Genomic DNA, 26,631 nt, shown 5'->3' on the forward strand with positions numbered 1-26,631 from the left:
GGTAGCCCTCAGCAGAGGCTTTTGTTTATACCGATCATTTCCATTAAGTGCGAGCATTTTTGATCTGTGCAATTCGGCGTAAAATCTCTTGAGCGCATTCCGCAGCTGCGGCTGGTGAGTCACAGTCGTTTGCATTAACTCTCTGTAAACAGGCACCTTCTTCTTCAAGCATGGTTGTCCGGTTGTACGCTTCAACAGGAGTTTCATGATGCACAGTGTCGCCATCAACTTCCACAATTGTGATCAGACCATCTTTGATGATCACAAAGTCCGGCTCTATGCGACGGTAAGCCTTTCCGCCTCTAATGAATACTGGCAATGGAGCAAAAGATACGCCTAAAGCTTTGAAAGCTTTGTACAAGTTGATTTCTTGTGATGAACGAAAGAGTAACCCATCACAGGTCTTAGGAGCAACGTTGTCTGAACGTACGCGCCCCTGGTTAGTGAGTCCTTTCCCAGCTAACCAAGTCTTAGCTTTCTCCTGCCATGCTTCATCAGAGGCAAGCTGCGGTGTGATTATTACTTGTCGTAGGGAGTCTTGTGGATAAGCACTTAGAATTAACTGAGCTTTCTTTTCAATAGACTCTTGGAGTTCTTGCAAGGTTATCTCTATCTGAGCAAACAGATAATGCGGCACTGGTAGAATCAGATTAAAGATTCCAGTCCCCCCATTCCAATTGTCGAAGTCGATTTGAAGGATTACTGGTGTCGAGTTTGCTAGGATGGCGACTTCTATGGCTTGACCTTGCGCCGCAAAGAGACGAGCTAGGGTTGCAACAAGAGGGTGAGGATCGTTGTAATCGAGTTCCATAAAGGCTAAAACTTTGGGTCTACCTATTTGTAGCCTTTGCTAGTGCTTTGCACTATAAAGACAGAAATCCTAACTTTTATGGCAATCGGAAATCACTAAGGATCAAGCTACCTCTCGACCAGCAGGTTCCTAACCAATGTATCCCGTGTCAATCCATGTGTTGCAACTGACTTTGAAGCTCAAACAACAATAGCTGTAAATCATCTCCATCAAATTCCAAATCAGGTTTGTCAAACACCTCCAAGATGAAACTTGACCACTTCTCTAGTGTCCAACCCAACTCTGCCACCTTCTGGTCGATCGCCGCTCGAAGGCTCGCTTCGGGAATAGGATACTGCTGCACTGCCGCCCGCAACAACACGGGTTCATCCAGAAACGTGGTCAAATCTGGTCGCACATACCAATCAGCCTGCTCCAACGCAAAAGCAGGTGGAGGCGCAGTGAAATAAATGGCATCCAGTTCATCCTCGACTGAGAGCCAGCCCACTAAGCGTGCCAAAGCCAGCCAGTCTTCCTCTTCTGGCTTCAGAAAGCGAGCACCTACTGCCAGCAAATCGACCTGCGCCAGCGGGTTATAAACACCAGCCAACCACGCCAGTGCCAGCTCTTCTGAATGTTCCTGCTGAGACTGAGCAAAGAACGCTTCGACTTCCGCTTGCAGTGCCCGATCCACGTCAGGCTCCGGCACTGGCTGTTGAGGCACAACACTCAATTGCCGAATTTCTTGCAAAGCGGTTTTACTACCTCGGCGTTGCGGTTGCGATCGTCCAAACCCACCTGGCATGACTGCTTCCTCACTCGAAGGTTGTGCGGCTGGCTTCGGTGCCACGACCTCTGTACTGACGAGACTGACCGACTCTTGCTGTATTTGGGCAGCAAAAAACTGCTGGGCTTCTGCCATTAGAATCGGGTCATCACTTGCCAACCATGCCTGCATCTTAGCAAGGTGCTTCTCTGCCCTAACAGCCTTTCGGTTGTCAGCTTCGACAGCGATGCCTGTGGAGAACCCCCCAGACCCCCCAACTTCTAGAAAGCCAACCGCTTGCCCTTGAGGGGCAGCAGTATGGCTGACAAGCTTATTGTCCTTCAAGGTATGGTATTCTCCGTCTGGTAAGGGTTTCAGGGGTTCTGAAAATGTGGGAGTTGCCGTAAGGGTATGGTATTCCCCGTCTGGTAAGCCTTTCAGGTAGCTGGGGTGCCAGAGTTCTTTGTATTTATCGAGGGTGGCATTCCCAATGCCGTAGGCGCGGATTGCCTGTCTCCGGGCTGTTACAGGTGTTGGTAAGGCGTTTTTGGTGAGCAGATCGGTGACTGCCTGACGGATACGATCGCGCGCCTCTTGCGACTTCTGCTGATTCTGATTCGGTGGCGCGGGTTCACTTGTCGCATCCGGTAGGGGTGCCGTCTTTACCTGGTGCTTGAAGCCAAAGGGGTAGTAATGACTGGACTGGATGGAACGGGTATAGAACATGGCTCGCTGTTCCAGGTCTGCCTGATGGCTGCAATACGAATCAAAGCCAGGGAGAGCGCGTGCCACTTCACAGATGGCAGCCGCTAAGTCTTCACCAGTGAGAGGAGCGGAACCGCGTTGGACGTGACCGAAAATGTATTCCCTCATCGCGATCCGACCGAGCAGGTAATTGGTTTGCCCTGAGTCAGTCCACCCCGCTAAAACCTCAATATTCAGGTCGTGGAGAAACTTCTCGGCTTTGCCGGAGAGTTTGTACCGTTTGCGCTTCACCTGTTGCAAGACCCGTTTCAGGGTGTATGAGTCGATGGCGTTGCGGTGTTGGGCAAACTGCCAGCGCTGCACAAAGGTCGTTTGGTCGCCGTAGATAGGCTGGAAGTCACGGTTGAGCAGGTAGGAGCCTGCTTGTAAGGGGAGCCGATGAGCAGCGTAAAGGCTCGGTGTTTCGCTGAAGGGCTTGGGGTTGGGGAACAGTTCGAGTTGTCCCGGTTTGAGTTTGAACCCGGCGTTCGCCAACAAGACGGAGACGGACTGGGCGATCGCCCAGGTTTCTTGCCGCTTCTGGAAGGGCAGGTATAGGTGGATACCGCCCCGGTAGCTACTGGTGACGATGACGGTTTCAACCAAACCTAACGGTTCTAGCGCTGCCAACAGGCGTGGGATGGCGAAGCGATCGCTGTGGGGATGGTAAAGACTACCGGGATCAATGTCGAGCATGAGGTAGTCGGTCTGTTTGCCAAACCGCACGCCATACAAGTAAGCGCCTTCTTGGAGCAGGCGATCGCTTAGAGGGTGCCTGTCTTCGGTTTTCCAGTCGGGGCGATCCCCAGGGTCAGGATGCTCGGCATAGATGAAATCAAACCGATGTGGAAAGAGACGCAGAAACGCATTTGGTTCCTGGATTGCCTGGAATTGAAGGGCGGGAAGGTTCATCGGCGACCCTCCTTGCCCACAGCAGCATTTTGCAGGACAGGCTTGCCCCTGCCCTTATCAAATTTTTGATGCACGAAGTAACTCCCTATGACTGGTGTAAGCAGTGGATAGGAAGCCATGCAAAAACTAGAGCAATTTGTCAAAAAGGTTGCACCATTTGACGAATTGCTACTAAAATTGGCATAGCAAAGCTGGGTGACCTAACAACCTGCCGCCTAAAGCATCAGTTAGAGTCCCTGCTCCTATCTTTCAATTGAATAACAAGCCTTTTGACCCCTTCTGTTTCGCCGCAGCGGGGGTTTTTGGCTTCTAGGGTTGCCTAGAACATGACGAACACTCCTCTCGCTTCAAACGTGGAAACTTGTAATTCACCAGTTGCTCGTGTTGTCGTGGGAGCTTTGCTGTGGTGAAGTATCAATGATCTAACCGCAGATTCAAGCAAGTGGCAAAGTTTTTCAAAAACTGCTCTTGTCATACCTTTGCTCGAATGATTTGGTTGGCTGTTAGCTTTAGCGCTGGGAAAGTCGGTATCTCTACGACCTGATCGCCTCTGTAGACTGTTTCATCGTAAAAGCCTTCCACCAGGTTCAAGACAGTGACCCGTTTGTCGCCAGGTTTGTTGTTACGGTCAACGTCTACCCAGTCCACAATGATATAGACGGGGATGCCGACAATGTTGTATTCCACCCGCTTGTGCCGATGGTCTGTAATTCCAGTGCCCATGCTTACCACTTCCATGACCAGCAATGGTGCAGGCTCATCCAGTTCAATGACTGCTTCCCGGTTCAATAGCCCTTCCCATTGAGTGGTAGGCACAATGCAAAGATCAGGCACTCTAGACGTGTCCCGCCGCCCTACTTGAGGCACCCTCACACCGATCGCGGCTTGTCTGACCACCCAAGCAAAACCAGCTTGCTCAATCGCTGTCTCAAGGTGGCGCTCACAAAAGCGCATGATTTCGGCGTGCTGACCGCGAGGCTGACCCATTGCTACTAGCTCCCCACGAAAAAGCTCATAGCGAGTGTCAGTGCCATCTTCATAGGTCAGGTATTCGTCAAAGGTGAATAGCGATGTGGCAGTTGCTGGTGTCATGGCGATCGCCCTTACTTAGCTTGCTTCAGCCGATTTAACTCATTCATGATCTGTTTACCCCGCACAATCTGTCCTGGGGTCGGCACTTTGCCTCGCTGATTGTCGATGATCATGTCTCGGAGCATAGCGATCGCTTCCATTTCTAACCGTTGCTGTGTTGGCAAGCCCTGGTTTATCGGTGTTATGTGATGACCTCACTTATCTACTTTTGCGCTGCTCAGGGAAGCCTTCTTACTTTCCAGCCAGTCGAACATCACACCCTCAACAAGATTGGAGACGGTACGACGCTCAGATTCGGCGATCGACTCTAGCTCTTGCTTCATCTCCGGAGGGCAAGTGAATGTGATTTTGGCTGTGTTTTTACGTGCCATCTGATCGTATGCGCTATGTTCTGACAGCATCATATCTCCTCCGAAAAATTCTGAAATCACTTTGTACGCCTAATCACATCCGATTTCATAGATGTTATTTAATAAGTTCTGATCTTATGCTAACTTATTAGAACAAGAGCGGAGCACAATAGAACTGGACTGGAAGGGGTGTGAAACGTTGATTCTTTTTTTTGCAAGGACCTTCTAGAACCCTCATTCTGCTGCTGCGCTGCTGCGTAGTTGGCAGTGGTGCTGGTTCAAGAACGACAGATCATTGCTTTGCCCAAACTCGGTCTAGGTTCCTGTACGACCACTCATCTAACCCCTTGCTGTAAAGCTGCGGTTATCAGTTCGGTTACTTCAGGTCACGCTCGTTGTCGTCACAGTTATTCTGAAAAGCCCATGCCACATCCCTTATTGCTTCCATCGATCGCCCTACCACAGCCACCCCCGCTCTACCTGCCAGCACCGCGCTTCCAAATCGGAACATGGGTGTTCTGGAAAGCGCTCAAAGACCCAGACTTCGGGCATATCGTCGGTCTAGTTTGGGCGACAGAAGGCAGTACCAAAGCGATCGGGTATCACTATGCAGTGCTGCTCGATAAAGCTGCGTTTTCAAGTGCCTTCATTAACCTTGACTGGGCTTTTGAGGACGACTTGGCAGTCATGCCTGTTCAGAATCCGCTTGTAATTGCGAAATAATCCCTTCACTCTAGCTTTAGAGGTCTTATGGCACGTCCCCCTTCTGATCAGCAGTGGCAACTCTTTGAGCACTTGTACTTGCGTTGCCCACCGCCCCTTCATCCAGCTAAATTCCTAGAAGCTTGGGAGGTGTCCTACAGCGAGTTAGCCAAGCTGAGTGGTGTCTCCCGCAGCACGATCGAGCATTGGATGAGCCATTCTGCCTCGCACAGAGAAGCCACACTGCTGCATCAACGCAGACTTGCCGCCATCGATCGCCTGTTTCGGCATGTCGATCGGATTCCCACAGATTTGATCAAATGCTGGTGTGACTCAGACTGATTCAACAGCCACCGTCTCAGCAAAAGTCTAGTTCTGAACTTTGCCAGCAGCCAAAACATTTGCTCCAAAAATCGTGGGAAACTGCCAAGACTTCTATGAGCAAAGCAATGCAAACGGCATTTTTAGCAGCTTTGCATGAGAAAGCTCCCAAACTCTCAGGGAGTTCAGGAACCCAACTTGCCGCTCGAAAGAGCGACCACCAGGCACTTGTGCGGCTTGAGACCACTGCCTCCTCACATTTAAGGAGACAATACTCCATTGCACCAGAAGATGAAGCGCGTTAATGCAATGTGAAACGCTCAAGTTGTGCGCGGCAGACCGATCGTAGCATGGACTCAATCATTCTTAGCCAGCCATCTATCAAGTATGAGCTTAAAAAGCGCCTTAAATAACTTCAACATTTTTATAAAGTTAATAAAAAGATACTAAGAGAGAAAGTTGTAATCGGCACACAAGCGGCTGTTACTCACGCAACAATTTGTAATAATTATCGGACACCTCTTAAGAGGGGCTTTCAAAGAAATGAATTTCATGTAAACTTCTGCAACCTCCTATAACTTCCTGTAAATTTCTGCAATATGCCGATACATTGTTAATATTTTTCCGGTTAATTAAAAATATGCTTTTGTATAAATCCCCTGTCAAATAAACAACACAGCGATTACTGCTCTCAGTTAAGTTTTTTTACACTAGTTACAAAGAGAATAAGAGAGTAAGCGAGAATCGTGATCAAAATCTTTGAGTTTGCTAAAGGCTGTCATCAATGAAGGGCTAACTCCAATAGTCAGAAGGGGTTACAGCTCCTAGCTTGATTGATTGAGCAGGCGTGGTAATGCTTGTATTTCAAGCTTTGGGTGAAGAATTGATGACGCGCCCGATATAGTCATGGGCATTTCGGGCTTACTTTTACTGCTTGTGATTTGTTGAGAAATATTTCTTTGGTGTTTGACGTTGGCGGTTCTCACTCTCCGTCCCTTGGGTGCCCCCCTGCAAAGGCTGATTGACGCTCACAAAGGCGATTCAGTAAAGTAGCGAGTATTCCACTTCGGTTCGCCTAAAGGAATACCAGTCGTCAGTTTGTAGTTCGAGTACAGAACAATGAGAACAGAAAAAAACGGCTAATTGACACTTAATTAAAGCTTCAGGGGTTCATTAGCCACGACTTAACTGAAGGTTTCCAGAGCTAGCGGGTAAAACATCAAAAGCATCGGCAGCTAGCCGTTTTTGGGGCGGAAAGCCCAGAAAACACAGAAAGCATTCATCAACCATTCATCTTGCTAAAAGGAAGTACATCATGCTCCTGCTGATTCGTCATGTTCATTTTTCAGGATTTTGCCTCTTACGGCAGGGCTGCCGTTTTGGGAGTTACCAGTTCGTTCAGCTATGGGGAACGCATCAATCTCCAATAGATTTACTTCGCCCCTTCAGCTATTCCGTCCGTGAGGCTATAAACCTTTATCGTTTTGGTTTGCGCTTCGAGTTTGATCAATGCGCTGACGCAGATTCTGTAGTGATGGGCTTTCCAGTGCGAATGAGAAGTACTTGGGTAAGCCTTAAGTCATTACAGAGGTCTACTTTTTCAGGCATTGAAGGTCTTTTCGCTGCTTTAAGTACGCTCTAAGCGCACTGCAAAAAATCGAGTCTCCAAAGCAATGCAGTGAAAAGGCAAGCAATTTCACGTCTGGAACAAGGATTTAAGGGGTAAACGCTTCTCGCTCACAGAAAGGCACACCAATGTTGTGCCACGGATTCGATCGCCCTAACTGTCATCGTTAGTGATCTTGGCTGCTTCTAACCTTCTGCAATGTCTTGAAGATTCTTAAGTTGCCTTTCAATTTTTCCAGAGAGTCTGCACTCTCTGGCTTTGAGAAAAGCTTCTGCAATTTTAAGTATGCCTTTAAGTACGCTACAAAAAGTGGCTTTTGAAACTCTTGCTGTGGCTGCATTATAGCGGTTAGGCAGTAGGTACTTATGCAGTTATTAACCCAGTGTTTTTTATTAGAAGGAAGTATGACCATGCCCTCTTAATTTGCCATGCCAGCTTTTCAAGAGACTATCGCATGTGATAGCGCGATTGCTTTAGAAAATATTCATTCGTATCTCTACTGATAAGAAAGAGAGGTTCTTCGCTTATTTATATCAGTTGTCATTAAGTTCTGTCGGTAGAGCCTCAGCAAGCTGAGAGTGTTTTAGCTTAAGCGTGAAATTCATCCATGTTTTCAGGTGAATCTAGCAGTTATGGAGTCGAAAAAATAGTTATGTAGTTATGAAATCTAAAGGCTAAAACCCAGATTTTTCGTTGGTTACTTCTACCTTTGTGATCAAAAGGGTAAGAGTAAAAACGGTATTTTCCATAACTTTCAAAATCTAATATGACGACACAATTATCCGAAGCCCTAGCAAAATATGAAGCGATAAATGGCAAACGTGAAACTGGCGAAGTTCGCTCAATTATCAATTTGTACATCTTGCGTGCATTGCTGATAACTCTTGGGCTAGAAGAACTACAACATCGAAAACTAAAATATGTTCTGGATCAAATTACGCTTGCTGGTTTTGTCGCCCTAGCAGACCCCATTTTCAATGAAGCACTGCTTCTGATGACTGCAAATCACACCCGAAAAGTGAGAAAGAGCAAGTGGAAACGCTTCTGTAATTGGCTGTTGCAACAAGACTGGTACTTGCCTGATCCTCTTCCTAGAGAAATCATTGCAATCAAAAATCAATTTAATACTCATATTCCTAAAGGCACGTACACGATAGTCACTGCCCTTAAAAGGGAAAAAGAAGCAAAGGAAAAAGAAGCAAAACAGCTTTTGCTGAGAGAATCAGACTGGACTCCTCGCCTCAGAGAAGAGTTTCAAGCTTTCGATCGCTTCTATACAACGGTCAATCCATGGCGAAAAAAGGTTGTGCGTCCTACTACGCTCAAAAGCTGGCATAACGCAATTGCTTCGATTCTGGGGTTTCAAAGAAATCGGGAAACGCCCCTCGATCAGCTTAGCTTGCAGCAACTGTTAGATCTGTCCGTTCTCAAGGATTATGAAACCTGGTCAAGAGAGAAGGGGAACAGCTCTCTATCAATCAAAACAGTTATTGCGGTCGCCATTCCAGTTGCGAAATGGTCATTTAACCAATCTTTTCCGGGCGAAGATTGGCGGAATTCAGAGGCAGTCAAGACTGCCAAAGGCTATGTTAAAGCTGTACCTGACCTTCAGGACAGACCCCATGCTTCTGACGAAGCATTTGAGGCGCGAGCAATCAGTATAGAGCAGTGCTGGGAAGTCTTAAAGTACCTGGGTTGGCGTTGCAAAGATCTAGAAAGACAGCATGGAGTGACCAGAGAAGTCATTGATGCCTGGATGGATTACTTCCTCCTTGCCATCCTAATTACAACAGGTGGACGACAACGCGAAGCGCGTGAACTCACCTTTCAAAAGCTTTCTTTAGAAGGCAATGGCGAGATTCTCGTCGAGCTAACACCAGAAGGGCACAAAACTGGCAGCAAAACAGATAAAGGAAGGGTCTACCCTTTGTTTGTTGGACCCATACAGCAGGAACTGAATGCCGACTTCTTTTACTACCGCGATTACGTCCGCCCTCAAAATTTGGGGCATGATTACGCATTTTTCATGCGTGAAAGCAGAACTATAGGTACTCAACACTCTCTTCGGGGAGACCCAATTGCCTCTCACCAGTATCTTTCAAACTTGGTGCCCCGCACTGTTGCAGTGACCACAGCTCACTTGTACGGCTTTGAAAACGCCAAGTGGACGGCTCCTCACGATTTTCGCCGCATCATTGCTACCTGGGTTTGCACTTATGGCAGCCCCGAACACTTGGCAATTTATGCGGAACTACTTGGTCATGACGTCAGCGAATTGATCAAGCGCTACAACAAAATGCATCCTGGCAAATTGGCTCGGCAAGCGGGGCTTGCCTACAAAGACATTGCTGCTAATGAGGCAAGAGTTAAAGAGTGGCAATCACCTGGCTCGTCGCCGGTAGCGCTCTCGGTGGCGCAGATGAATCCGCCTGCGCTCATTGCAATGCTTAAAAAGCTGGTCAAGAAGTTGTGGAACGCCTTGAGCCCACGCAAACGGGCGACAGTCTTTGAGTCGCTTTCCGCAGCAGAGCGCGAGGTGTTAGACGAGTGAAGCATCTAAGTAACCTGTTCCGCTTCTGGTACGGGATCAGGCGCTTGCTACAAACAGGCACAAGTGACGTGCAACTGCTTAATCTGCCTCCAATCAGGGTGGGTAAAACCGTCGATTCGGCTCAGAATACCAGTAGGCAAAGGTGCCCTCTGTCCGACAGCGAATCCGTTCAGCGCAATCTGGCAAGTATTTCCAACGTTGCAAGGTATTGTTTGGAATCGCAGTTAAGCGCGCGAGTTGAGACTGGGTTAAGCCGCCTTTACACTCATGTCCTTCACAGGGCGCTGCATCTGGCTCAGGTTCGCAGTTGCCGTTTTGAGTTGCTTGTCTCTCCAGCCATGCCGGTCTCTCAGCCTCAAAAGTGGGCGTTATGCCTGTAGAGGCGTGAGCCGCTACCTTCATTGGGACAGGGTAGTAGCGCTCTAGTAAGGGATCGTAAGTCCACCCTAACCCGTTTGGATCACGTTGTACTGCCCATTCCTTTTGCTTCAGATCCCTCAAATATTTCTTGAGGGTAGCGGGATTGGTTTGCAAGCGCGCGACTAAGCGATTGGTGGTAATACCCTTCGTCCAATCTTCTGAAGCTAGCTCTGCGGGAAATGGGTATAAGTGAGCGTTACTTAGAGGAACTTGCGATCGCGCTTCAATAGAAGCAGTCTTGTTTAGTAGGCTGCCTTGAGAGTCGCCTGATGGCTCAACTAATTGAGCCGTTAAAGAGCGCCTGCACCATTGTTGTGACTGCACAGGCATAAGTGTTTTGCTTTCACATGCAGCATTGACAACTCCATGCTTTATGTTTAGTGATGTAAACGAGCCTTGACCTTCTAAAGCAATTATTTGTGCTTCTAAACGCAGAATGATATTTTCTATTCGATCAAGCCGCTGAAGTAGATTGGTCTTGCCTAATGCTGCATGCAGTTGTGTATGCAGTTGAATGGATTCAAGCTTGAAGAACGTTTCTAATATAGTAGTAATGGCTTGAGAAACTGACCCAAGCTGATGGGTTTGTTTATAGACAGTCAGACTCTTTAGTAGCACTGGGGGCACATCAGCGTGAACTGTAACAAAACAAAATGCCATGATTACTTACACTTCTAAGCATTATCCAAGGGCTTGATTCTTGCTCTATCATGCAACCAGCAACGTTGGTTCATTGCGAAGATGCATCAGCACTGACGGCAATCCAGACAGGGATTATTCCCCCTCACCCTGCGGTGGCGAAGGCTCCATTGCCTCCGACTCTTCTACTCGCGCCCTAAAATGAGGTTTCCCATCGGTATAGAGCGTTTGGGCAACAACCCTCAGCATTTCCATCACTTGCCGTACTAACGTTTTGGGGAAGTTCTGTACCTGCAAAAGTACTTCGCCAGCCGAGGAAACCACGAAGGTCAAATCATCTACCTGGATTTCAAGCGGGTAGTGATCCCCGGAGACCACCCAATGCTCCTGCGCCTGAGCACGTTCTAAATGCAAGTAACACGGTTCCTTGAGGGGCACCGCCACCAGTGCGTCAAGTTCAGGCAGATGCATGATCTCAAAGGGGACTTCCACCCCTTCCTCGACCCGCTGGCGCTCAGGCATTTCTTCCTGCCGCAACGGTGTGATCAACCGCGCCTGCAATAACTCCAGTTGGCTGGCTGGTTGCTTCAGCGTCTCACGGACACTCTGCCAGTACTGGCTCCATTGACAGGAATCCGGCTGATACAGTGTGCGCTCGATCGCGTCTAACGCCTGCTCTAAAACTGTCGCTGGATGCCGATAGCCCGCCCTGCCCTGCACCTGCACGATGTGACACATCTCCTCTAGCGTCAAAGAAATCAGGCAGTCTTCGAGTAGGCTACTCCTGCCAGGCGTTTCTGGTTCCATCGCTGTAGCGGCTAAGGCGACGACAGCAGCCCGTAGAAAGGTGCGCTGGGAAGTGATGGACAGCAAGCGGCTCATAAGGTGACCTCAATGAGCAGGGCAGAAAAACGATCAACGGTATGGATGATGACTCCCACCAACACACCCACCATCGCTCTGGCTGGATCAAGATCCTGGGCAGCCGCCGTGTAAGCGGCGAGTCGAAACACTTCTTCAGCCAGCGTTTGCCGCATCTCGGAGATCGAGCGCATACAGGTGCCCTTCACTTCCATCAAGTACAGCTTGCTGGTAGTAAGCTGGCTGCCCGCAGAAGCATCTGTCCCAAGCATGTCCGGGTAGTCATGGTAAGGACGGCACAGAATGCGGGCTTTGAATAACCGCTGCATCACGATGGCACCGATGCCCTCAGCTACGGCTGCTACCGCGCTCTTGGAGACACTCAAACCTTGCCCACCCGACTTATGGGTGAAGTAGTACAGCGGGGCAAAACCAGGCTCAAAATAAAGCGGACGCTGAAGCGCCAGAAAGCCTTTGATTTGCGCTGTGGCATCCGGCACCAACTGCTCGGAATAGCGATGGATCGACCAGCGTAACGTCGCCTCATCCACTTGGAGGGAGCCAGCAGGCTCAAACAGCGCTTGTTTCGCCGCGATTGCACGGTCAAACTGTCGGCATAAGGCTTGGCGGCTCGTGGCAGCTTTCGCCAGTGCCGCTTCTGTACGGGTCAATTGCAGTTGCCGTCGCTCTAGAGTGATCTCAATGGGCATCGTCAGTGGTAGGCAAACAGGACTGTTTTCACCCTACGTGCTGGCATTTCAATCCGGCAAGCAATCCCTGTTACGGTGACAAGTACAGACTGGCACTGGCATCAAGGCGGCGATTGCCTCAGTTGATGCAGACGTTGACGTTGTGAGTGGAAGGTGGCAGCAAGAGCCTGGAGCGAAAGATGTGTCACCTTGCTGTGTCGGTGCTATTATGGACACCAATAATTGAAGAAAGCCGCTGCCACGATTTATGGGGGAGCGGCTTTTTCGTCTTTAAAAGGAAGACACTACTGATGTTCAAGCATTTGACCCCAGCGCAAACCCAAGCACTGCACAAAATCGTCACGTCGTTTGATTACCAAAGCCTCTTTCCCTACCACAGCTACCGCTTGGGAATGCTGGCTCAAGGCTCTTGGATGATCGCCAAAGCGATCCACACACTGGTAGGCGGCGAATTGTACCAGGTCGCCTTCCGGCTGAACGACACGTGCAGAACTATCTTTATCCAGGCGGCTGTGAAGTTAGACCAAGACACGTTCATCGATGGGCAGGGTCTACACACCATTGAACAACTGCTGGATTCATGGTCGGGTCTATACACCAGTGAACAACTGCTGGAGCCATGGTCGCACCTGCAACTGCCGGAAGATGGCTGTCTCACCATTGAGCCGCTGTTCTTTCTACCCGACCAAGTGGAGGACAATGCGGCGGTGGTGGAGCAACTCGTGTGGACCATCGAACAACAACTACGGCTACAGTGGGACGTGGGAGCCGTCGATCGCCTCAGACGGTGGCTCGATTGGGAATCAGGCAAGCAGGCATTAGAAGCCACGGAGTGCTGTCGATGGCTGAGCGAACAGTCCTTGGAGGAGGAGGAACACGCTTTACTGTGCAGCGCTTGGGAGGACTTTTGACTGAACGCCTTGGGCAGGTGCACCACAAGCGGTGCACCTGCCCTGCTAGCCATCCCTGTCTTCTGCCTGTTTAGCCTTGACGCAGTGACCGACCAGGAGCAATGGACGTGCTCGCCACTCATGGCTGTCCGCTCTCAACAAGATGGGTTGACCTGGAACGAGCTTATGCAAGTTTCCAACAGCATCCTCACTAATGAGTAAGTGAGACGACAGACCAAAAAGCTCATCCGCAAGCGCCAGGTTTAGTGTTGTTCAGATGAGGCAGAGAAGTGACAGACGTTAACGAGCGCTCATGTCAGACCGAGCACTGCTGCTTTCCTCACAAGCGTGTTGTTCATAGAGGAAGTGATAGGGTGAGCGTTCCGTATGAGGGCACTCTAAAACCTGTCTTTACCAAGCTATCTAGGACATGAGGGATGCGACCGCATGAAAGCGAAAACGCTGCTGAACCTGCTGCCCCTTGGAGCGATCGCGATCGTTGGTTGGTTCTATGTCGCTTCGCAGTGGCAGCAGTTGCAAGCAAAACGACCGGGTTATGATGATCCAACCGCCGCTGCCCCAGCGCCAGGACTTTTGCCGCAGCCTCAAAGTGAGCCAGCAACTGTGATTAACGTGCATGATGGGGATACCATCACCGTTAAGTTAGGTTGGCAAACAGTAAAGGTGCGGCTATGTGGCATTGATGCGCCAGCGTTAAGCCAGCCGTTTGGCGTGCAGAGTCGGGATCACTTGCGATCGCTCCTTGCCAGCGCTGATAATCAGGTGATTTTGTACATTAGTGACATCGATCGCTATGGGCGTAAGGTAGCTGAAGTGTATGTTCCAGCCCGTAACCCACAGCAGCCAGAAGAGGAGCAGCTGTTGAACGATGAACAGTTGCTAGCAGGGATGGCTTATATGTATGCAAAGTATGCCAGTCGATGCCCGAATGGAAGTGGGTTCGCGCCGATGGAAGCGGTCGCTCAGCGAAAAAAGTTGGGCGTGTGGGGAGAACTGAATGCGGTTAAGCCTTGGAATGGGTGGTAGCAGCAGTAACCTGAGCCTCGCCCCACTTGGTGTAGTAGTCTTTAGGGCAGCCGTGGGCATACTGAGCAGGCATGAAAAGCTTTACCCTGCTTTCACATAACCTTGAAGTGCTTAAAGATCATAGGTAACCGTTAACAAGCGTGCTGCATCACTTGTTTCTTTGAGTAGGTTAGTAGTCTAGTTTGGCTGGTTAGACGGAGGTTTTGACGCGGCGGTAGCTAAGGGTCAAGCTAGTCAAACAGCGATTGCCAAACTGATTGAGGCACTGCGGCGACCCTTGGACTGAAAGCAAGCACAGTTTGCGGCTGGGTGTTCCTACCCTACGAGCAATCGTTGGGAAACCAGCGTGTGAAACCATACCCAATGGCACTCAAGCTGCTTTATAGACTGCTTCAGCAGATGGATGAAGCCGGACAAGCTTGACTGCACTGCTACTTGCCAGCGCACAAAGAGCTAAAGCTTTCTCTCCCCAAAATTTACGCATGGTTTCAAGGCGGAAGCGTTTTTGCAGGGTAGCCCACCTACGATGCCAATAGCTCATCTGATGTAAAGTATGTCGCGTCATCTTGAAAGGCTTTTACAACTCGACTCTCTCCTACGGCAAGGGCAACGGCAAACAGCTGCTAGTCTTGCTACTGTGCTTGAGGTGAGCGAACGGACGATCCGCAATGACTTGAATTTCCTGCGCGATCGCTATCATGCACCGCTAGAGTGCAGCAGGCAGAAGGGGTTTCACTATACAGACCCAGCATGGCGGTTGCCAAGTATTAGCCTGAGTAAGGGTGAACTGTTTGCGCTAACGTTGGGAGCCAGGATGTTGGAAGCCTATGCAGGTTCACCCTATGCCACAGACCTCCGTTCAGCTCTCACGCGCTTTAGTGAACGGTTGCCAGAGGAAACTTGGGTAGACTTGCACCAACTGGCAGAAGAACGTATTTTGTTTCGAGCCGGAGCAGAAATCGACCTCGACCCGGAGGTGTGGCACAGGTTAGAGGATGCTTGCCGCACCCATAAGACGGTGCAGATGACCTACTACACTGCCAGTCGAGATGCGGTTTCGGAACGAGAACTTGATCCCTATGTGCTGCATCTCTACCGGGGCACGAATCCCTACGTGATTGGGCACTGTCACAAGCGGCAAGCGATTCGCTGGTTTCGGGTAGACCGGATTCAACAGCTGGAGGTACTGGCGGCAACGTTTGTACCAGACCCCACGTTTGATGCTAAAGACCATCTGGAAATGATTTTTCAGCATGAAGCGGGTGGGGTGCCGCTGCCTGTGGCGATTTGGTTTGATGCGCGAACGGCTCCCTATGTGCGAGAGCGCCGCTGGCACCCGACGCAGGAGCTTACAGAACATTTAGATGGGTCGGTAACGCTGCACATGGTCGTTAGGGGCTTGAATGACCTGAAGCGATGGGTGCTGGGGTATGGGCGGGGAGCGGTCGTTAAGCAGCCACCAGAGCTGGTTGAGATGGTGCAACAGGAAACTGAAGCGATGCTGCGGCATTACTACCAGTCTGATGCCAACTTACATTAATTCACTAGATAGAAAACTGATGACAGAGAAGTTTTGGGCTAAGACCGGAGCCGGCAATTTTCATGCCGATGGCTCACCAGAATATCACCCAGTCATTTGCCATCTGGCAGATACAGCGGCGGTTGCAATGGCGATTGTAAGGAGTTATTTGAGTCCTGTGGCGATCACAACCCTAGAAACAGACCTATGTCCCCAAATAATTCTGTGATTAAAGACTATTGCCTGTCAAGTACAAATGAACTAATCTTTTTGAATTAAAGTCTTTTGGGGTAAATGAAAGCTGATTTGGTTGGTAACGAAGAACACTAATAGGGGAAGCAACGATGAACACTACAAAATTGGGTCACTTTCTAACAGTTCACTGGATTCAAACGTTACCGATCTCAAATCCCAACCGCGATCGCTCAGGTGCACCAAAAACCACCTACTACGGGGGCAGTATGCGGGGACGTATTAGCTCCCAATCTTGGAGTCGGCAGGTGCGTGAAACTTTTAATGAAAAATGGGAAGGGGATGCTGGAAATCGTTCCCGGCTATGGGCAGATCGGCTAGCCCAAAAATTGCAGGATGAATTGGAGTACGAACGGACAGATGCTCTGATGGTTGCATTCCTAATGTTGTCAGCGACAGGTGCAAAGACTGACAAAGCGGAAACCTTTAGAGCCGGTCAAACAGACGTGCTGATGTTTTTGTCCAACACTGAACTTGAGGAGCTAGTAGCGATCGCGCGTCGTTACCAACCCCAACTTGATCAGGCTCTTGTAGAATTACGTCCTAATCTCACTGATGCCCTAAACCAAGGGAAAGCCCCTTCGTTTGAGATCAGTGGTAAGAAGAGTAAGGACAAGAAGAAGAAGGGGTCTGAAGAGGTTAAACCAGATCTAGCTGGTTTAAAGGAATTGCATGAGCGGGTTCAAAAAGCCATTATTCATGACCATATGACCAGCGCTGCCGATGTTGCGTTGTTTGGACGGTTCTTGGCGAGTCTCACTGATGCAAATATTGATGGGTCACTGTCTCGCGCCCACATGGTTACCACTCATTCGGTTGCAGTCGAAACGGATTTCTGGACTGCAATGGATGACTTTAGTAACAGTTCTGGAGGCGAAGAGGAAGAGAGCACGAGTGGCAGTGGAGCAGGGCATCTAGGCGATCGCCCTCAAACAAGCGGCGTGTATGCCTGCTCCTGTGCCATAGATCTAGGGCAATTGCAAGTGAACTTAGGCGAAGGTGGGGATGTCAAAAAGGTAATTCGTACTTTCTTGCCTGCCTTGATTACAGCTTCACGGGGTAAAGGTTATATTCATCAATTTCACCATCGGTCATTACCTAACTTGTTTATGGTTGAGCTAACGGAGTCTTGCCCGCTCAACTGTCTGGTTGCCTTTGAGAAACCAGTAGAGTTACAAAAGAAAGAAGGATACCTGGAACGCTCGGTTCGGCAACTAGATACCTGGTGGCATGACCAAAATACGCTGCTAGATGGTTTGGTCAAGACCCAAACCTGTGCAGTTGTTGAACCATCATTGCAGTCCCAGTTGTCTCATGTTACTCCCCATTTGGAACCTAGCTATGGTGCTCTGTTAGAAACAGTGTTGGCATGGTTGGAGGGTTAACATGAACACTCTTTTGATCTGCCTATCTGGACCATTGCAATCTTGGGGTGAGTCTGCTCGGTTTAATCTACGTCCTACACAGCAAACCCCAACTAAATCTGGTGTGTTGGGGTTGGTTTGTGCAGCAATGGGTATTGCTCGTAGCGATACAGCAACCTTGTCAAAGCTAAACCAATTGAGGTTTGGTGTTCGAGTAGACTGCCCTGGTCAACTACTGATCGATTTTCATACAGTTCAAAAGGTGGTAAACGTTGAAGGGAAGATCCCCCAAGACACAACACCAACTGAGCGCTATTACTTAGCAGGGGCAGTCTTTTTAGCTGGTTTAGAGGGTAACGATCGTGCGCTCTTGGAAACGATTCACTGTGCGCTATTAAAACCTCGCTGGTTACTATCCTTGGGTAGAAAAAGCTGTATACCAGGTGAACGTCCCTGGTTACAAGATGGGCTTAAGGATGACAGTTTGGAGAATGCCCTGCGACGCTATAAATCTTTGCATAAGGATGCAATCTCCACTTTCCTAGAAGTGGAAGATTCGACAGGTAGCCTACGGATGGATAACCCACTGCACTTCGGGCAGCGGCAATATTCTCCTCGCTTGGTGCGAACGCTTCCACTGGAGGCGGAATCATAATGTTTTATACCCGCATTATTCTCAGCCCTAGACACCAAGCACTCAGGAACGATCAACAAAACGCTTATCTACAACACCGACGCATTGAAAGTTTATTTCCAGACCATAAACGTAGTGATGCAAGTGTTCTCTTCCGCTGGGAGCAACAGACCATTTTTATTCAATCCGCTGTCGAGCCTCGATTTGACCTTTTACCGAAAAACTACACCAATGACGTGCAGACAAAGCTTCTGAACTTAGATCAGTTGCTCAAACCCAATCAGTGGCTGGAATTTCGGTTGTTGGCAGACACCAGTGGTATCGAAGCGGAGACCCGCCGTCGAAAGCCCCGTAATGCCGAGCAATTACCAGATTGGCTAGCTAGCCGTCTAGATAGCGCTGCCAAGCTAGATAAGTTTGTGGCAATCCAGCACGGTCCACAGATTGCTGTTCACCGCTTAGAGCAACGTTGGAAGTTAAAGCCGACGAGTTTTACAGGGTACCTAACCGTCATCGATCCAAAACAATTAGGTGACGTGATCACAGCTGGATTTGGACGGAGCCGAGCTTATGGTTGTGGTTTAATGCAGGTCGCACCTGCCAAGGAGAGTGTGTAATGAGTTATTCGTTACTAACTGAACCCTGGATCCCAGCTCGTCAAGGAGGGGAGGTTAAGTCTATTGGTTTGCTGCAACTTTTTCAGTCCTGGAATTCATTACATGATTTATGTGCCGCTAATCCGCCTCGACAAATAGCCCTCTACCGATTCTTGATTGCGATCGCTCATGCGGCTTTCCGGGGTCCAGCTACTACTCAAGAGTACAAAGCCCTTTGGGTCGATAGACAATTAGGCGATCGTATTTGTGAGTACCTGAATCAATGGGCAAATCGGTTTGACTTATTGCATCCGGATCGTCCATTCCTTCAGGATGTTAGGATTGCTACCACAATTGGGCAAACCCCCATTGGTAAAGCAATTTACCAGGATGCTAATACCCCTATCATTTGGTTCAAGCCCAGCGATACTCCCTGGCTAGCATTACCCGATGCCACTCAAGAGCTGTTGCGGATGCAATCACTAGAGTTGGGTGGACGCAAGAGTGATTCAATCACTGCTGGTCCAGGTCGCTGGACTCAAGGGCGACATGTGTTTCCGATTGGTTCTTCCCTTAGAGACACCCTATTACTTAATCTATCGGGTTATGAAGCCTCTGACATCGATCAACCTGTGTGGGAGAAAGATACCCCCTATGGGATCGGAGAGCGGCATCCAGCAGGCTACTTAGATTGGCTTACTTACTGTGAACGTCGCATTTTACTGACGATGCAAGGAGATAAGGTAACTCATCTGCGGTTAGCATCGGGTTGGAAACTGCCGACCGGAAGTAGTTCTACTTATGATCAACATCAAGCGTTTCGGCTCCTTAGCAAAGGACAAGTCTGGCTGCCCTTATTGTTTAATCCTCAACGACAACTCTGGGATGACTCGGAAGCCATTCTGCATACTATTGAAGATAATCACTATCGACCCAAGATTTTTGATTGGCTGAGCAACAATCGAAAATTACTAAATCCCCAACCCGTTAGAGTTCTAGGGTTTGCCCATGCTGGCGGTACAAATACAGCAAAACCGTTGCACTGGGCGGATGATTCGCTGGCGGTTCCGGAGTCGATTTTAGAAGATGCAGATATTTGGCAATGGATAGAAGGAGCTATCACTTGGGCACGTCATTTTGGTCAGGTATTTACTGGGAAGACGTTGAGTTATGCTCCTAGTCCCTTAAATCGAGGTGAAAGAGACACAATCCTCGCTCAACTGCCATCACTGCAGGCTGCGCTCTATGGCTACATTGGGCAACAATTTCCAGGGTTGCTACTCGATTTAGCAGATGCAGATCGCGCTCAAACTCGATTGCAACAATGGCAGACCCAGTTGGCAACCTACAGCAAGCAACTCGTCTCACCACTAATTACAGCTCTACCCGATTACCGAAGCAAGGCGATCACTGAACAAATGTTCAAAACTGCCATACGGATGGCTAATCCATAACCTAATGCAGGAGAATGTCGCGTGACCCAAGCCCTCCCATCTCTTAAAGACCATTGCCGCACAACAGTTGCCGAATTGATTAGAATCTGTCAGGATCGTGCAGTTCGCAGTGCTCTACGTCCCTTATTAGCTGGGATACCGGATATGCAAATTCGGGCGATGCGTTATCTACCCAGAAATGCACCTGTTAACCAAGATTTACTCTACTTGATTGCTGGCTTAGTTGCAGAGTATCCCTGCTCACTACCAGAGCCAAACAACGTCATGTCCTTTGGAGCATCACTATATAAGCTTTCACAACATCCTGACATTAAAGCAACTGGTATTGAGCGGCGGCTAGAATCCCTGCTACAGCTTGAGCTCGATTCTTTAATGCAGCCATTGCATAGCTTAGTAGTACAGTTTAGCAGTACACAAAGTAGCAAAACTTCAATCGTTATTGATTACGCCACACTGCTATATCACCTACGTTGTTGGGATGACTCTCGAAAGTGGGTACAGCTAACTTGGGCAAGGGATTTTTGGTGCCCAAAAGAGGATGGGAAAGAGCAGAACTCGGATGAAACTCTCGATATTGTTAAGAGTTAGAAGACCCAATGTCCTGCAAACAGCAGGGGTAAACCATCTTTTGGGGTTAATTTCTCGATCGAAAAGCCAATAATGTCCCACATCTGTGGGGGCGTTTGGGCAATAACTATCTCGCTGAAGCGAGGGTGCTTTGGCAAGTGCAGCTTAGAAGCATTCGGTCTGTGGCTCGTCAGGTAATCCTTTATCACCTTCGCTTGATTTACATCCATGAGCTACATCGATTTATGGGCAAAAACAGCCCAAGGCACTAATTTTCATCCCGTTATTTGTCATTTGCTGGATACCGCTGTCGTCTGTCGACGGTTGCTCCAGTTGCTCCCAGCCGCTGCCGTAGCACGGTTACAGCAAGGGTTAGGACTAGATGAGGCTAGTTTAAGCGCTTGGGTGCCCTTTTTGGCTGGAAGCCATGACACTGGCAAAGTTTCACCCCCTTTCCAATTTCAGGATTCTGCGGTTTTGGAGATTGCCAAACAATTGGCTGGTGGATCTCTCTATGATCTCTGGGCAAATCCACAAAAAGAGACTTTACCTAAAACTGCTAAACCACCGGGACATGGAACAATTACAGCTTGTACCCTACCGGAATATCTGCAAACTTGGGTTGATAATGAGGTAGCGGATGAACTAGCGGCGATCGTGGGTGGGCATCATGGTCTTATTCCCATACATGATGAGATAGAAAACATCACTAAAGGATCTCAGTCCCGTAAATACAATCTTGGCAATAGTGCTGAATCTCCTCAATGGAAACAGTGGCGGATTGAAATTCTGGATACCCTTGCCGATTACTGTGGGATCAAAAATACCGAACCACCCCAAATGCCCGATGCTGCTGCTGCTGTTTTACTGGCAGGTATTACAACCTTGGCTGATTGGTTAGCTAGTAATCAGGATTGCTTTCCTGCTGCTGGAGCCAAGCCCGATTTGACGGACTACATCGACAGTTTAGCGGTAAAGGTGGATGCAACACTGAAAGCAGCCCAATGGCAGGAATGGCAACCGCATCAAAAGCCGCTTTCATTTGAGGAATTATTTAAGAATGAACCACGAGGGTTACAAGAGGCAATTGAAAACCTTATGCCCACTTTGCAGGGTGAACCTGCTTTGCTGATTGTTGAAGCCCCAACGGGGGAAGGCAAGACCGAAGCAGCCCTCACGGTGGCTCATTGGCATACCAGTAGCGGAATGCCCGGAACCTACATAGGGATGCCAACCCAAGCCACAGGTAATGCGCTGTACGATCGCCTCAAAAACTACCTCAATCATTGGTATCCCGACCAAATCATCAATCTGCAACTGGCTCATTCTGCATCCGCTCTGGATGAAAACTTTAGTAGTACTATTTGTCGGTTGGAAAATATTCATGACAAAGACCATGAGCCATCTGGAGTGGCAGCTAGTGAATGGTTTGTTCACCGTAAACGTGCCCTCCTTGCACCCTGGGGTGTTGGTACAGTTGATCAAGCATTAGTGGGCATTCTCAGAACCAAGCACCAATTTTTGCGGTTATTGGGGTTAGCGGGTAAAACTGTGATTCTGGATGAGGTACATGCCTATGATGGCTACACCTCCCGACTATTGGATCAACTGGTGCACTGGTGCGGGATTTTAGGCAGTCCTGTGGTGGTTCTGAGTGCCACACTCAGTTCTGGTCAGCGGCAACGATTGCTCACCAGTTATGCCGAAGGTTTAGGGCTGGCAAAGCCAGAGTTGCCAGTTGCAGAGTATCCACGGTTAACGGTTTATGCACAGGGCAAAGCAACTGTTGACCCATCCTTCACCCAAGAAAAACTGGCTAAAATTAACCGGAACAAACCTGTTCGGATCCAATGGATTGAAGAAACACAAATTGATGCTTACTTAGGCAAAGGAGCTACAGCAGTTATTCGCTCAACGGTTAGACGTTGCCAAGGCACTGCTGAACAGTATCCCCAAGCAGAAGTTTTCCATAGTCGTTTTACCCAAGAGCATCGGCAGGAAAAGGAAGCCAATTGTCTACAACACTATGGCAAGCCCAAATCGGAGGATGACGCCGCCCGCTTACCATCGTTATTAGTTGCAACTCAGGTGATTGAACAGTCCCTTGATGTTGATTTTGATGTTTTGATTTCTGACCTATGCCCTATTGATCTACTCATTCAACGGATAGGGAGACTGTGGCGGCACGGTCGCAAGCATCGTAATGCACCTGAACGAGTTATTTACCTGATTCGCCCCAAACCTGGGAAAAGCGGTCTACCTAACTTTGGTGATGATGTTGAGAGCGGAATGGTGAAAGGGCGTTACCAATCCAGAGTTTACGATCGTCATGCACTGTTACGAACCTGGTATTTATTGCGCGATCGACCAGTCATCATGCTTCCCCACGACACCGATTACCTGATTCAACAAGCCTATGAGCTTGAAAATCCTGCTCCAGCTAAACTGACAGATGCTGAACAACTAGATTGGGACAGCAGTTTAGCTGCTTACCAGAATTATCAGATCAGTCTTGAAAAACAAGCTGAGCAAGGTTTGATTCCAAGTTTGAAACATTACTGCTATGCCGAGAACCTCACCAATCGCAGCGTTAAGGATGATAAAGAGGTGGAAATGGTGACTCGGTTGATCAATGACTCGATGACGGTGATCTTAGATACGGGGGATAACAAGGTGATCCGCGATCGCGCTCCCGTGAAGGATGAAATTCGTCAGGTTTTACGGCAGCAAGTTCGGCTATCCAGTCCGGGACTAATCCATGCGCTGAATAAGGCACTGGGCAACCTACAAATTCAAGTTCCAAAAGCTTGGCAAGAGGTAACTTATTTGCGCGAATTGCCATTGCTTAACGTTCCTACCCAAATTGGGAGTTACTCCATAACCTATAGCAATCGACTTGGATTAGTTGCTAGCAGGAGATCCAACTAAACAAATTCAGAAATATTTCATTTATGACACGACGCGCACTTCCCAAAGTGCGGGACAGCATCAGCTTCCTGTACTTTGAACACTGTCGCATTGAGCAAGATGTCAAAGCGATCGCCATTTTTCAAGAAAAGAACCGTTACCGCATTCCCTGTGCCAGCATCTCAACACTCATGCTTGGACCGGGTACGTCTATTACCCACGCTGCCATTAAGACTCTGGCAGAAAATGCTTGTGCAGTGCAGTGGGTCGGTGAAGAGGCATTACGGTTCTATGCTAGCGGACAGAGTAATGCCAGTAATACAGAGCGTCTGTTTCACCAAGCACGGCTCTGGGCTGATTCCCTGCAACGTTTAGCAGTGGTCAGACGGCTGTATCAGTTTCGGTTTCAAGAGGATTTGTCCCCTGACCTGACCCTCCAACAAATTCGCGGGTTGGAAGGAGTCCGGGTCCGTAGACTTTATGGTCGCTTGAGCAAAGAAACTGGAGTGGAGTGGCAAGGACGCGACTACAAACAGACAGACTGGAACGATGCCAATCCGATCAATAAGGCGCTGTCGATCGCCAATGCCTGTCTCTATGCTGTGTGTCAAGCAGCCCTGACGACGGTGGGTTACTCAATGGCACTGGGCTTCATTCACACGGGCAAGCCGCTCTCTTTTATCTACGATATTGCCGATCTATATAAAGCAGAAACTTCGATCCCCGCGGCGTTTGAAGCTGTGGCAGAGACCCACTTCGATTTGGAGGAAATCGTGCGCCGCAAATGCCGCGAGAAATTCTTTCAGGCTCGCTTAATGCAACGCATAATTCGGGATGTTGATCAGGTCTTGCAATACGATGGTGCAGACGAAATGGCAGAACCCGTGTGTTTTCTTTGGGATGACCAGGTAGAGCAAGTTGAAGGCGGCAAAGATTGGTCAGAGGGACAATTGTAGTGGTTGTCTTTATTGTGGAGAATGTTCGCCCTAGCCTCAGGGGTGAACTAAGCCGCTGGTTGTTTGAAGTCAAAGCCGGAGTCTTTACAGGTAAGCTTTCTGCCCTTGTGCGCGATGAACTCTGGCAGTTGATTGGGCAACAACTCGGTAAGGGGTCTGCTGTGATGATTTATCCAGCCAGTAATGAGCAAGGCTTTAATGCCAAAACCCTTGGTAATCCGTCTAGACGCTTGGTAGACATAGAGGGACTACTGCTAGTCAGAACCTAGCAAAATCAACTACTTTGTAAGTGTTGTCCCCACGAGCGTGGGGGTGCCCCGCGCTGTCTCTTCATACGCTTGCAGCCGTTGCCCGTTGTCCCCACGAGCGTGGGGGTGCCCCGTAAGTGAAGCACAACATCAGCGAGACAGAGAAGTTGTCCCCACGAGCGTGGGGGTGCCCCGGCTAATTGGGAACTGAAAATCCACTTTCTTGAACGTTGTCCCCACGAGCGTGGGGGTGCCCCGGATGGTGTCATTCCGCCGCTTGCCTCATCGCCGTTGTCCCCACGAGCGTGGGGGTGCCCCGCAGGCTTAACCCAGTCTGAGCAAACCCGTTGAGCGTTGTCCCCACGAGCGTGGGGGTGCCCCGTCATTTTGTCGCTGACGGCAGTAAGTGTGACGGTTGTCCCCACGAGCGTGGGGGTGCCCCGGTCTTAACGACTTTATAGGGGCACTCAAGAACCGTTGTCCCCACGAGCGTGGGGGTGCCCCGACTCGCGCCGATTTGCAACAGTCGAAGCGGTGGTTGTCCCCACGAGCGTGGGGGTGCCCCGGATGATATGCGATCGCGCGGGCTAGAGAGTCCCGTTGTCCCCACGAGCGTGGGGGTGCCCCGTTATCTACTGGGTCAGTCGGTTGCTCAGGATTCGTTGTCCCCACGAGCGTGGGGGTGCCCCGCGATCGCGGTTCGTCAGCAACGACTTAGGAGCGTTGTCCCCACGAGCGTGGGGGTGCCCCGTAATAAACGTTGCGCCATGAGATTGGCAGTTCTGTTGTCCCCACGAGCGTGGGGGTGCCCCGGGGCGATCGCGCAATATTGCAGCACTCTTGCCGTTGTCCCCACGAGCGTGGGGGTGCCCCGTCTGTGATTGTGGAAGCCGTTTGATTATGGGCGTTGTCCCCACGAGCGTGGGGGTGCCCCGCCAAACAGCCACGCTTCAAACGCAAGGGCGATCAGTTGTCCCCACGAGCGTGGGGGTGCCCCGAACGCGTCGGTGATGAGCAAAGAGCAGACGGGGTTGTCCCCACGAGCGTGGGGGTGCCCCGGTGTGCTCGTTACCGTTGGTATGCCCTGAGTCGTTGTCCCCACGAGCGTGGGGGTGCCCCGGGACTAGTGTTCACGCTTCAATGTGCCGTTGCGTTGTCCCCACGAGCGTGGGGGTGCCCTGTCAATCTTCAATAGTGACTCTTCATAAATGGTGTTGTCCCCACGAGCGTGGGGGTGCCCCAGCTGGTTCCCGTACTTAGTTACGGGTGAGTCCTCGTTGTCCCCACGAGCGTGGGGGTGCCCCGGGTATGTCGTGCCCTACTCCCACCACTACGCCGTTGTCCCCACGAGCGTGGGGGTGCCCCGTTGGTGGCACCTTCCCGACTGATTCGCTTGCGTTGTCCCCACGAGCGTGGGGGTGCCCCGCGCAACTTGACCCCAAACCCATGCAGTCGGAGATCGTTGTCCCCACGAGCGTGGGGGTGCCCCGTAGCTAATGATTTGAGAACAGTCTTCAGATGGCGTTGTCCCCACGAGCGTGGGGGTGCCCCGGTGGTTGCAAAACTGCGGAATCTTGCGGGTCAGTTGTCCCCACGAGCGTGGGGGTGCCCCGTTAGCATTCTGAGTGGCAGTCCACCCGCTGCCGTTGTCCCCACGAGCGTGGGGGTGCCCCGGATGGGCAGCAGCACCGGGAAAGGCAAAAGACGTTGTC

General features: G+C 49.9%; 25 protein-coding genes and 1 CRISPR repeat array. Of the genes, 16 read left to right on the plus strand and 9 right to left on the minus strand.

Annotation, left to right across the window (positions count from 1 at the left end; translation table 11 throughout):
- Window positions 1-43 precede the first annotated feature (43 nt).
- From H6F76_RS22580 to H6F76_RS22600, 5 genes are all read right to left on the minus strand, one after another.
- Window positions 44-811: a hypothetical protein gene (locus H6F76_RS22580; protein ID WP_190511680.1), complete on the minus strand. Its 768-nt coding sequence runs from the start codon at window positions 809-811 to the stop codon at window positions 44-46.
- A 148-nt stretch (window positions 812-959) separates the two neighbouring features.
- Window positions 960-3,212 carry a hypothetical protein gene (locus tag H6F76_RS22585; protein ID WP_190511682.1) on the minus strand — a complete coding sequence of 751 codons (2,253 nt, stop codon included), beginning with the start codon at window positions 3,210-3,212 and terminating at the stop codon, window positions 960-962.
- A gap of 471 nt (window positions 3,213-3,683) precedes the next feature.
- Window positions 3,684-4,304: a Uma2 family endonuclease gene (locus tag H6F76_RS22590; protein ID WP_190511684.1), complete on the minus strand. Its 621-nt coding sequence runs from the start codon at window positions 4,302-4,304 to the stop codon at window positions 3,684-3,686.
- An 11-nt stretch (window positions 4,305-4,315) separates the two neighbouring features.
- Entirely contained in the window at window positions 4,316-4,468 is a 153-nt protein-coding gene (locus H6F76_RS22595; protein WP_190511686.1) for a hypothetical protein, read from the minus strand.
- Between the two features lie 30 nt (window positions 4,469-4,498).
- Entirely contained in the window at window positions 4,499-4,735 is a 237-nt protein-coding gene (locus H6F76_RS22600; RefSeq protein WP_199322296.1) for a hypothetical protein, read from the minus strand.
- A gap of 342 nt (window positions 4,736-5,077) precedes the next feature.
- Here H6F76_RS22600 and H6F76_RS22605 point away from each other — a divergent pair, with 342 nt between their 5' ends.
- The 4 genes from H6F76_RS22605 (at window position 5,078) to H6F76_RS22620 (ending at window position 9,855) form a co-directional block, all read left to right on the plus strand.
- Window positions 5,078-5,377, plus strand: coding sequence for a hypothetical protein (locus H6F76_RS22605; RefSeq protein ID WP_190511688.1), 300 nt, complete (start codon window positions 5,078-5,080; stop codon window positions 5,375-5,377).
- 27 nt (window positions 5,378-5,404) lie between these two features.
- On the plus strand, window positions 5,405-5,698 hold the full coding sequence (locus tag H6F76_RS22610; RefSeq protein WP_190511690.1) for a helix-turn-helix domain-containing protein: 294 nt from the start codon (window positions 5,405-5,407) through the stop codon (window positions 5,696-5,698).
- Between the two features lie 95 nt (window positions 5,699-5,793).
- Window positions 5,794-5,982 (plus strand): hypothetical protein, encoded by a 189-nt coding sequence (locus tag H6F76_RS22615; protein WP_190511691.1) that lies wholly within the window; start codon window positions 5,794-5,796, stop codon window positions 5,980-5,982.
- A 2,088-nt stretch (window positions 5,983-8,070) separates the two neighbouring features.
- Window positions 8,071-9,855: a tyrosine-type recombinase/integrase gene (locus H6F76_RS22620; RefSeq protein ID WP_190511692.1), complete on the plus strand. Its 1,785-nt coding sequence runs from the start codon at window positions 8,071-8,073 to the stop codon at window positions 9,853-9,855.
- 93 nt (window positions 9,856-9,948) lie between these two features.
- On the opposite strand, the gene H6F76_RS22625 is transcribed toward H6F76_RS22620, so the two are convergent.
- The 3 genes from H6F76_RS22625 to H6F76_RS22635 form a co-directional block, all read right to left on the minus strand.
- Window positions 9,949-10,935: a hypothetical protein gene (locus tag H6F76_RS22625; protein WP_190511693.1), complete on the minus strand. Its 987-nt coding sequence runs from the start codon at window positions 10,933-10,935 to the stop codon at window positions 9,949-9,951.
- A gap of 114 nt (window positions 10,936-11,049) precedes the next feature.
- A complete protein-coding gene (locus H6F76_RS22630; RefSeq protein WP_190511694.1) occupies window positions 11,050-11,796 on the minus strand; it encodes a hypothetical protein in 747 nt (248 codons plus the stop codon).
- Complete coding sequence (locus H6F76_RS22635) at window positions 11,793-12,485, minus strand: hypothetical protein (RefSeq protein WP_190511695.1); 693 nt, start codon at window positions 12,483-12,485, stop codon at window positions 11,793-11,795. Before H6F76_RS22635 ends, H6F76_RS22630 begins: the two co-directional genes overlap by 4 nt.
- A 290-nt stretch (window positions 12,486-12,775) precedes the next feature.
- On the opposite strand from H6F76_RS22635, the gene H6F76_RS22640 reads away from it, so the two are divergent.
- The 9 genes from H6F76_RS22640 to casB all read left to right on the plus strand — a co-directional run bounded on the left by H6F76_RS22640 (window position 12,776) and on the right by casB (window position 20,829).
- Entirely contained in the window at window positions 12,776-13,396 is a 621-nt protein-coding gene (locus H6F76_RS22640) for a hypothetical protein (protein WP_190511696.1), read from the plus strand.
- Between the two features lie 426 nt (window positions 13,397-13,822).
- Window positions 13,823-14,422, plus strand: coding sequence for a thermonuclease family protein (locus H6F76_RS22645; RefSeq protein ID WP_190511698.1), 600 nt, complete (start codon window positions 13,823-13,825; stop codon window positions 14,420-14,422).
- A gap of 553 nt (window positions 14,423-14,975) precedes the next feature.
- Window positions 14,976-15,962 (plus strand): YafY family protein, encoded by a 987-nt coding sequence (locus tag H6F76_RS22650; RefSeq protein ID WP_190511701.1) that lies wholly within the window; start codon window positions 14,976-14,978, stop codon window positions 15,960-15,962.
- 19 nt (window positions 15,963-15,981) lie between these two features.
- Window positions 15,982-16,170, plus strand: coding sequence for an HD domain-containing protein (locus tag H6F76_RS22655; protein ID WP_190511703.1), 189 nt, complete (start codon window positions 15,982-15,984; stop codon window positions 16,168-16,170).
- Window positions 16,171-16,285: 115 nt separating this feature from the next.
- On the plus strand, window positions 16,286-17,578 hold the full coding sequence (locus H6F76_RS22660) for a type I-E CRISPR-associated protein Cas7/Cse4/CasC (protein WP_190511705.1): 1,293 nt from the start codon (window positions 16,286-16,288) through the stop codon (window positions 17,576-17,578).
- Between the two features lies 1 nt (window position 17,579).
- A complete protein-coding gene (gene cas5e / locus H6F76_RS22665; protein ID WP_190511707.1) occupies window positions 17,580-18,212 on the plus strand; it encodes a type I-E CRISPR-associated protein Cas5/CasD in 633 nt (210 codons plus the stop codon).
- The gene (gene cas6e / locus H6F76_RS22670) at window positions 18,212-18,808 is read left to right on the plus strand and encodes a type I-E CRISPR-associated protein Cas6/Cse3/CasE (protein WP_190511709.1); all 597 of its coding nucleotides are present in this window, start codon (window positions 18,212-18,214) and stop codon (window positions 18,806-18,808) included. The genes cas5e and cas6e overlap by 1 nt, the downstream gene beginning before the upstream one ends.
- On the plus strand, window positions 18,808-20,241 hold the full coding sequence (gene casA, locus H6F76_RS22675) for a type I-E CRISPR-associated protein Cse1/CasA (protein ID WP_190511711.1): 1,434 nt from the start codon (window positions 18,808-18,810) through the stop codon (window positions 20,239-20,241). The genes cas6e and casA overlap by 1 nt, the downstream gene beginning before the upstream one ends.
- A 21-nt stretch (window positions 20,242-20,262) precedes the next feature.
- Window positions 20,263-20,829, plus strand: coding sequence for a type I-E CRISPR-associated protein Cse2/CasB (casB, locus tag H6F76_RS22680; RefSeq protein ID WP_190511713.1), 567 nt, complete (start codon window positions 20,263-20,265; stop codon window positions 20,827-20,829).
- Here the strand turns inward: casB and H6F76_RS22685 are convergent.
- Window positions 20,826-21,038 (minus strand): hypothetical protein, encoded by a 213-nt coding sequence (locus H6F76_RS22685; protein WP_190511714.1) that lies wholly within the window; start codon window positions 21,036-21,038, stop codon window positions 20,826-20,828. The genes casB and H6F76_RS22685 overlap by 4 nt on opposite strands.
- Here H6F76_RS22685 and cas3 point away from each other — a divergent pair.
- From cas3 to cas2e, 3 genes are read left to right on the plus strand one after another with little or no spacing between them, the layout of a single operon-like run.
- Window positions 21,037-23,736 (plus strand): CRISPR-associated helicase Cas3', encoded by a 2,700-nt coding sequence (gene cas3 / locus H6F76_RS22690; protein ID WP_190511715.1) that lies wholly within the window; start codon window positions 21,037-21,039, stop codon window positions 23,734-23,736. The genes H6F76_RS22685 and cas3 overlap by 2 nt on opposite strands.
- Before the next feature lie 23 nt (window positions 23,737-23,759).
- Window positions 23,760-24,671 carry a type I-E CRISPR-associated endonuclease Cas1e gene (gene cas1e / locus H6F76_RS22695; protein WP_190511716.1) on the plus strand — a complete coding sequence of 304 codons (912 nt, stop codon included), beginning with the start codon at window positions 23,760-23,762 and terminating at the stop codon, window positions 24,669-24,671.
- Complete coding sequence (gene cas2e / locus H6F76_RS22700) at window positions 24,671-24,940, plus strand: type I-E CRISPR-associated endoribonuclease Cas2e (RefSeq protein ID WP_190511717.1); 270 nt, start codon at window positions 24,671-24,673, stop codon at window positions 24,938-24,940. The genes cas1e and cas2e overlap by 1 nt, the downstream gene beginning before the upstream one ends.
- A 22-nt stretch (window positions 24,941-24,962) precedes the next feature.
- A CRISPR array of direct repeats spans window positions 24,963-26,593; the repeat unit is 29 nt; unit sequence GTTGTCCCCACGAGCGTGGGGGTGCCCCG.
- Window positions 26,594-26,631: the final 38 nt, after the last annotated feature.

Origin of the sequence: Leptolyngbya sp. FACHB-321, from assembly GCF_014695975.1 — a bacterium.
Taxonomy (GTDB): Bacteria; Cyanobacteriota; Cyanobacteriia; order Leptolyngbyales; family Leptolyngbyaceae; genus Stenomitos.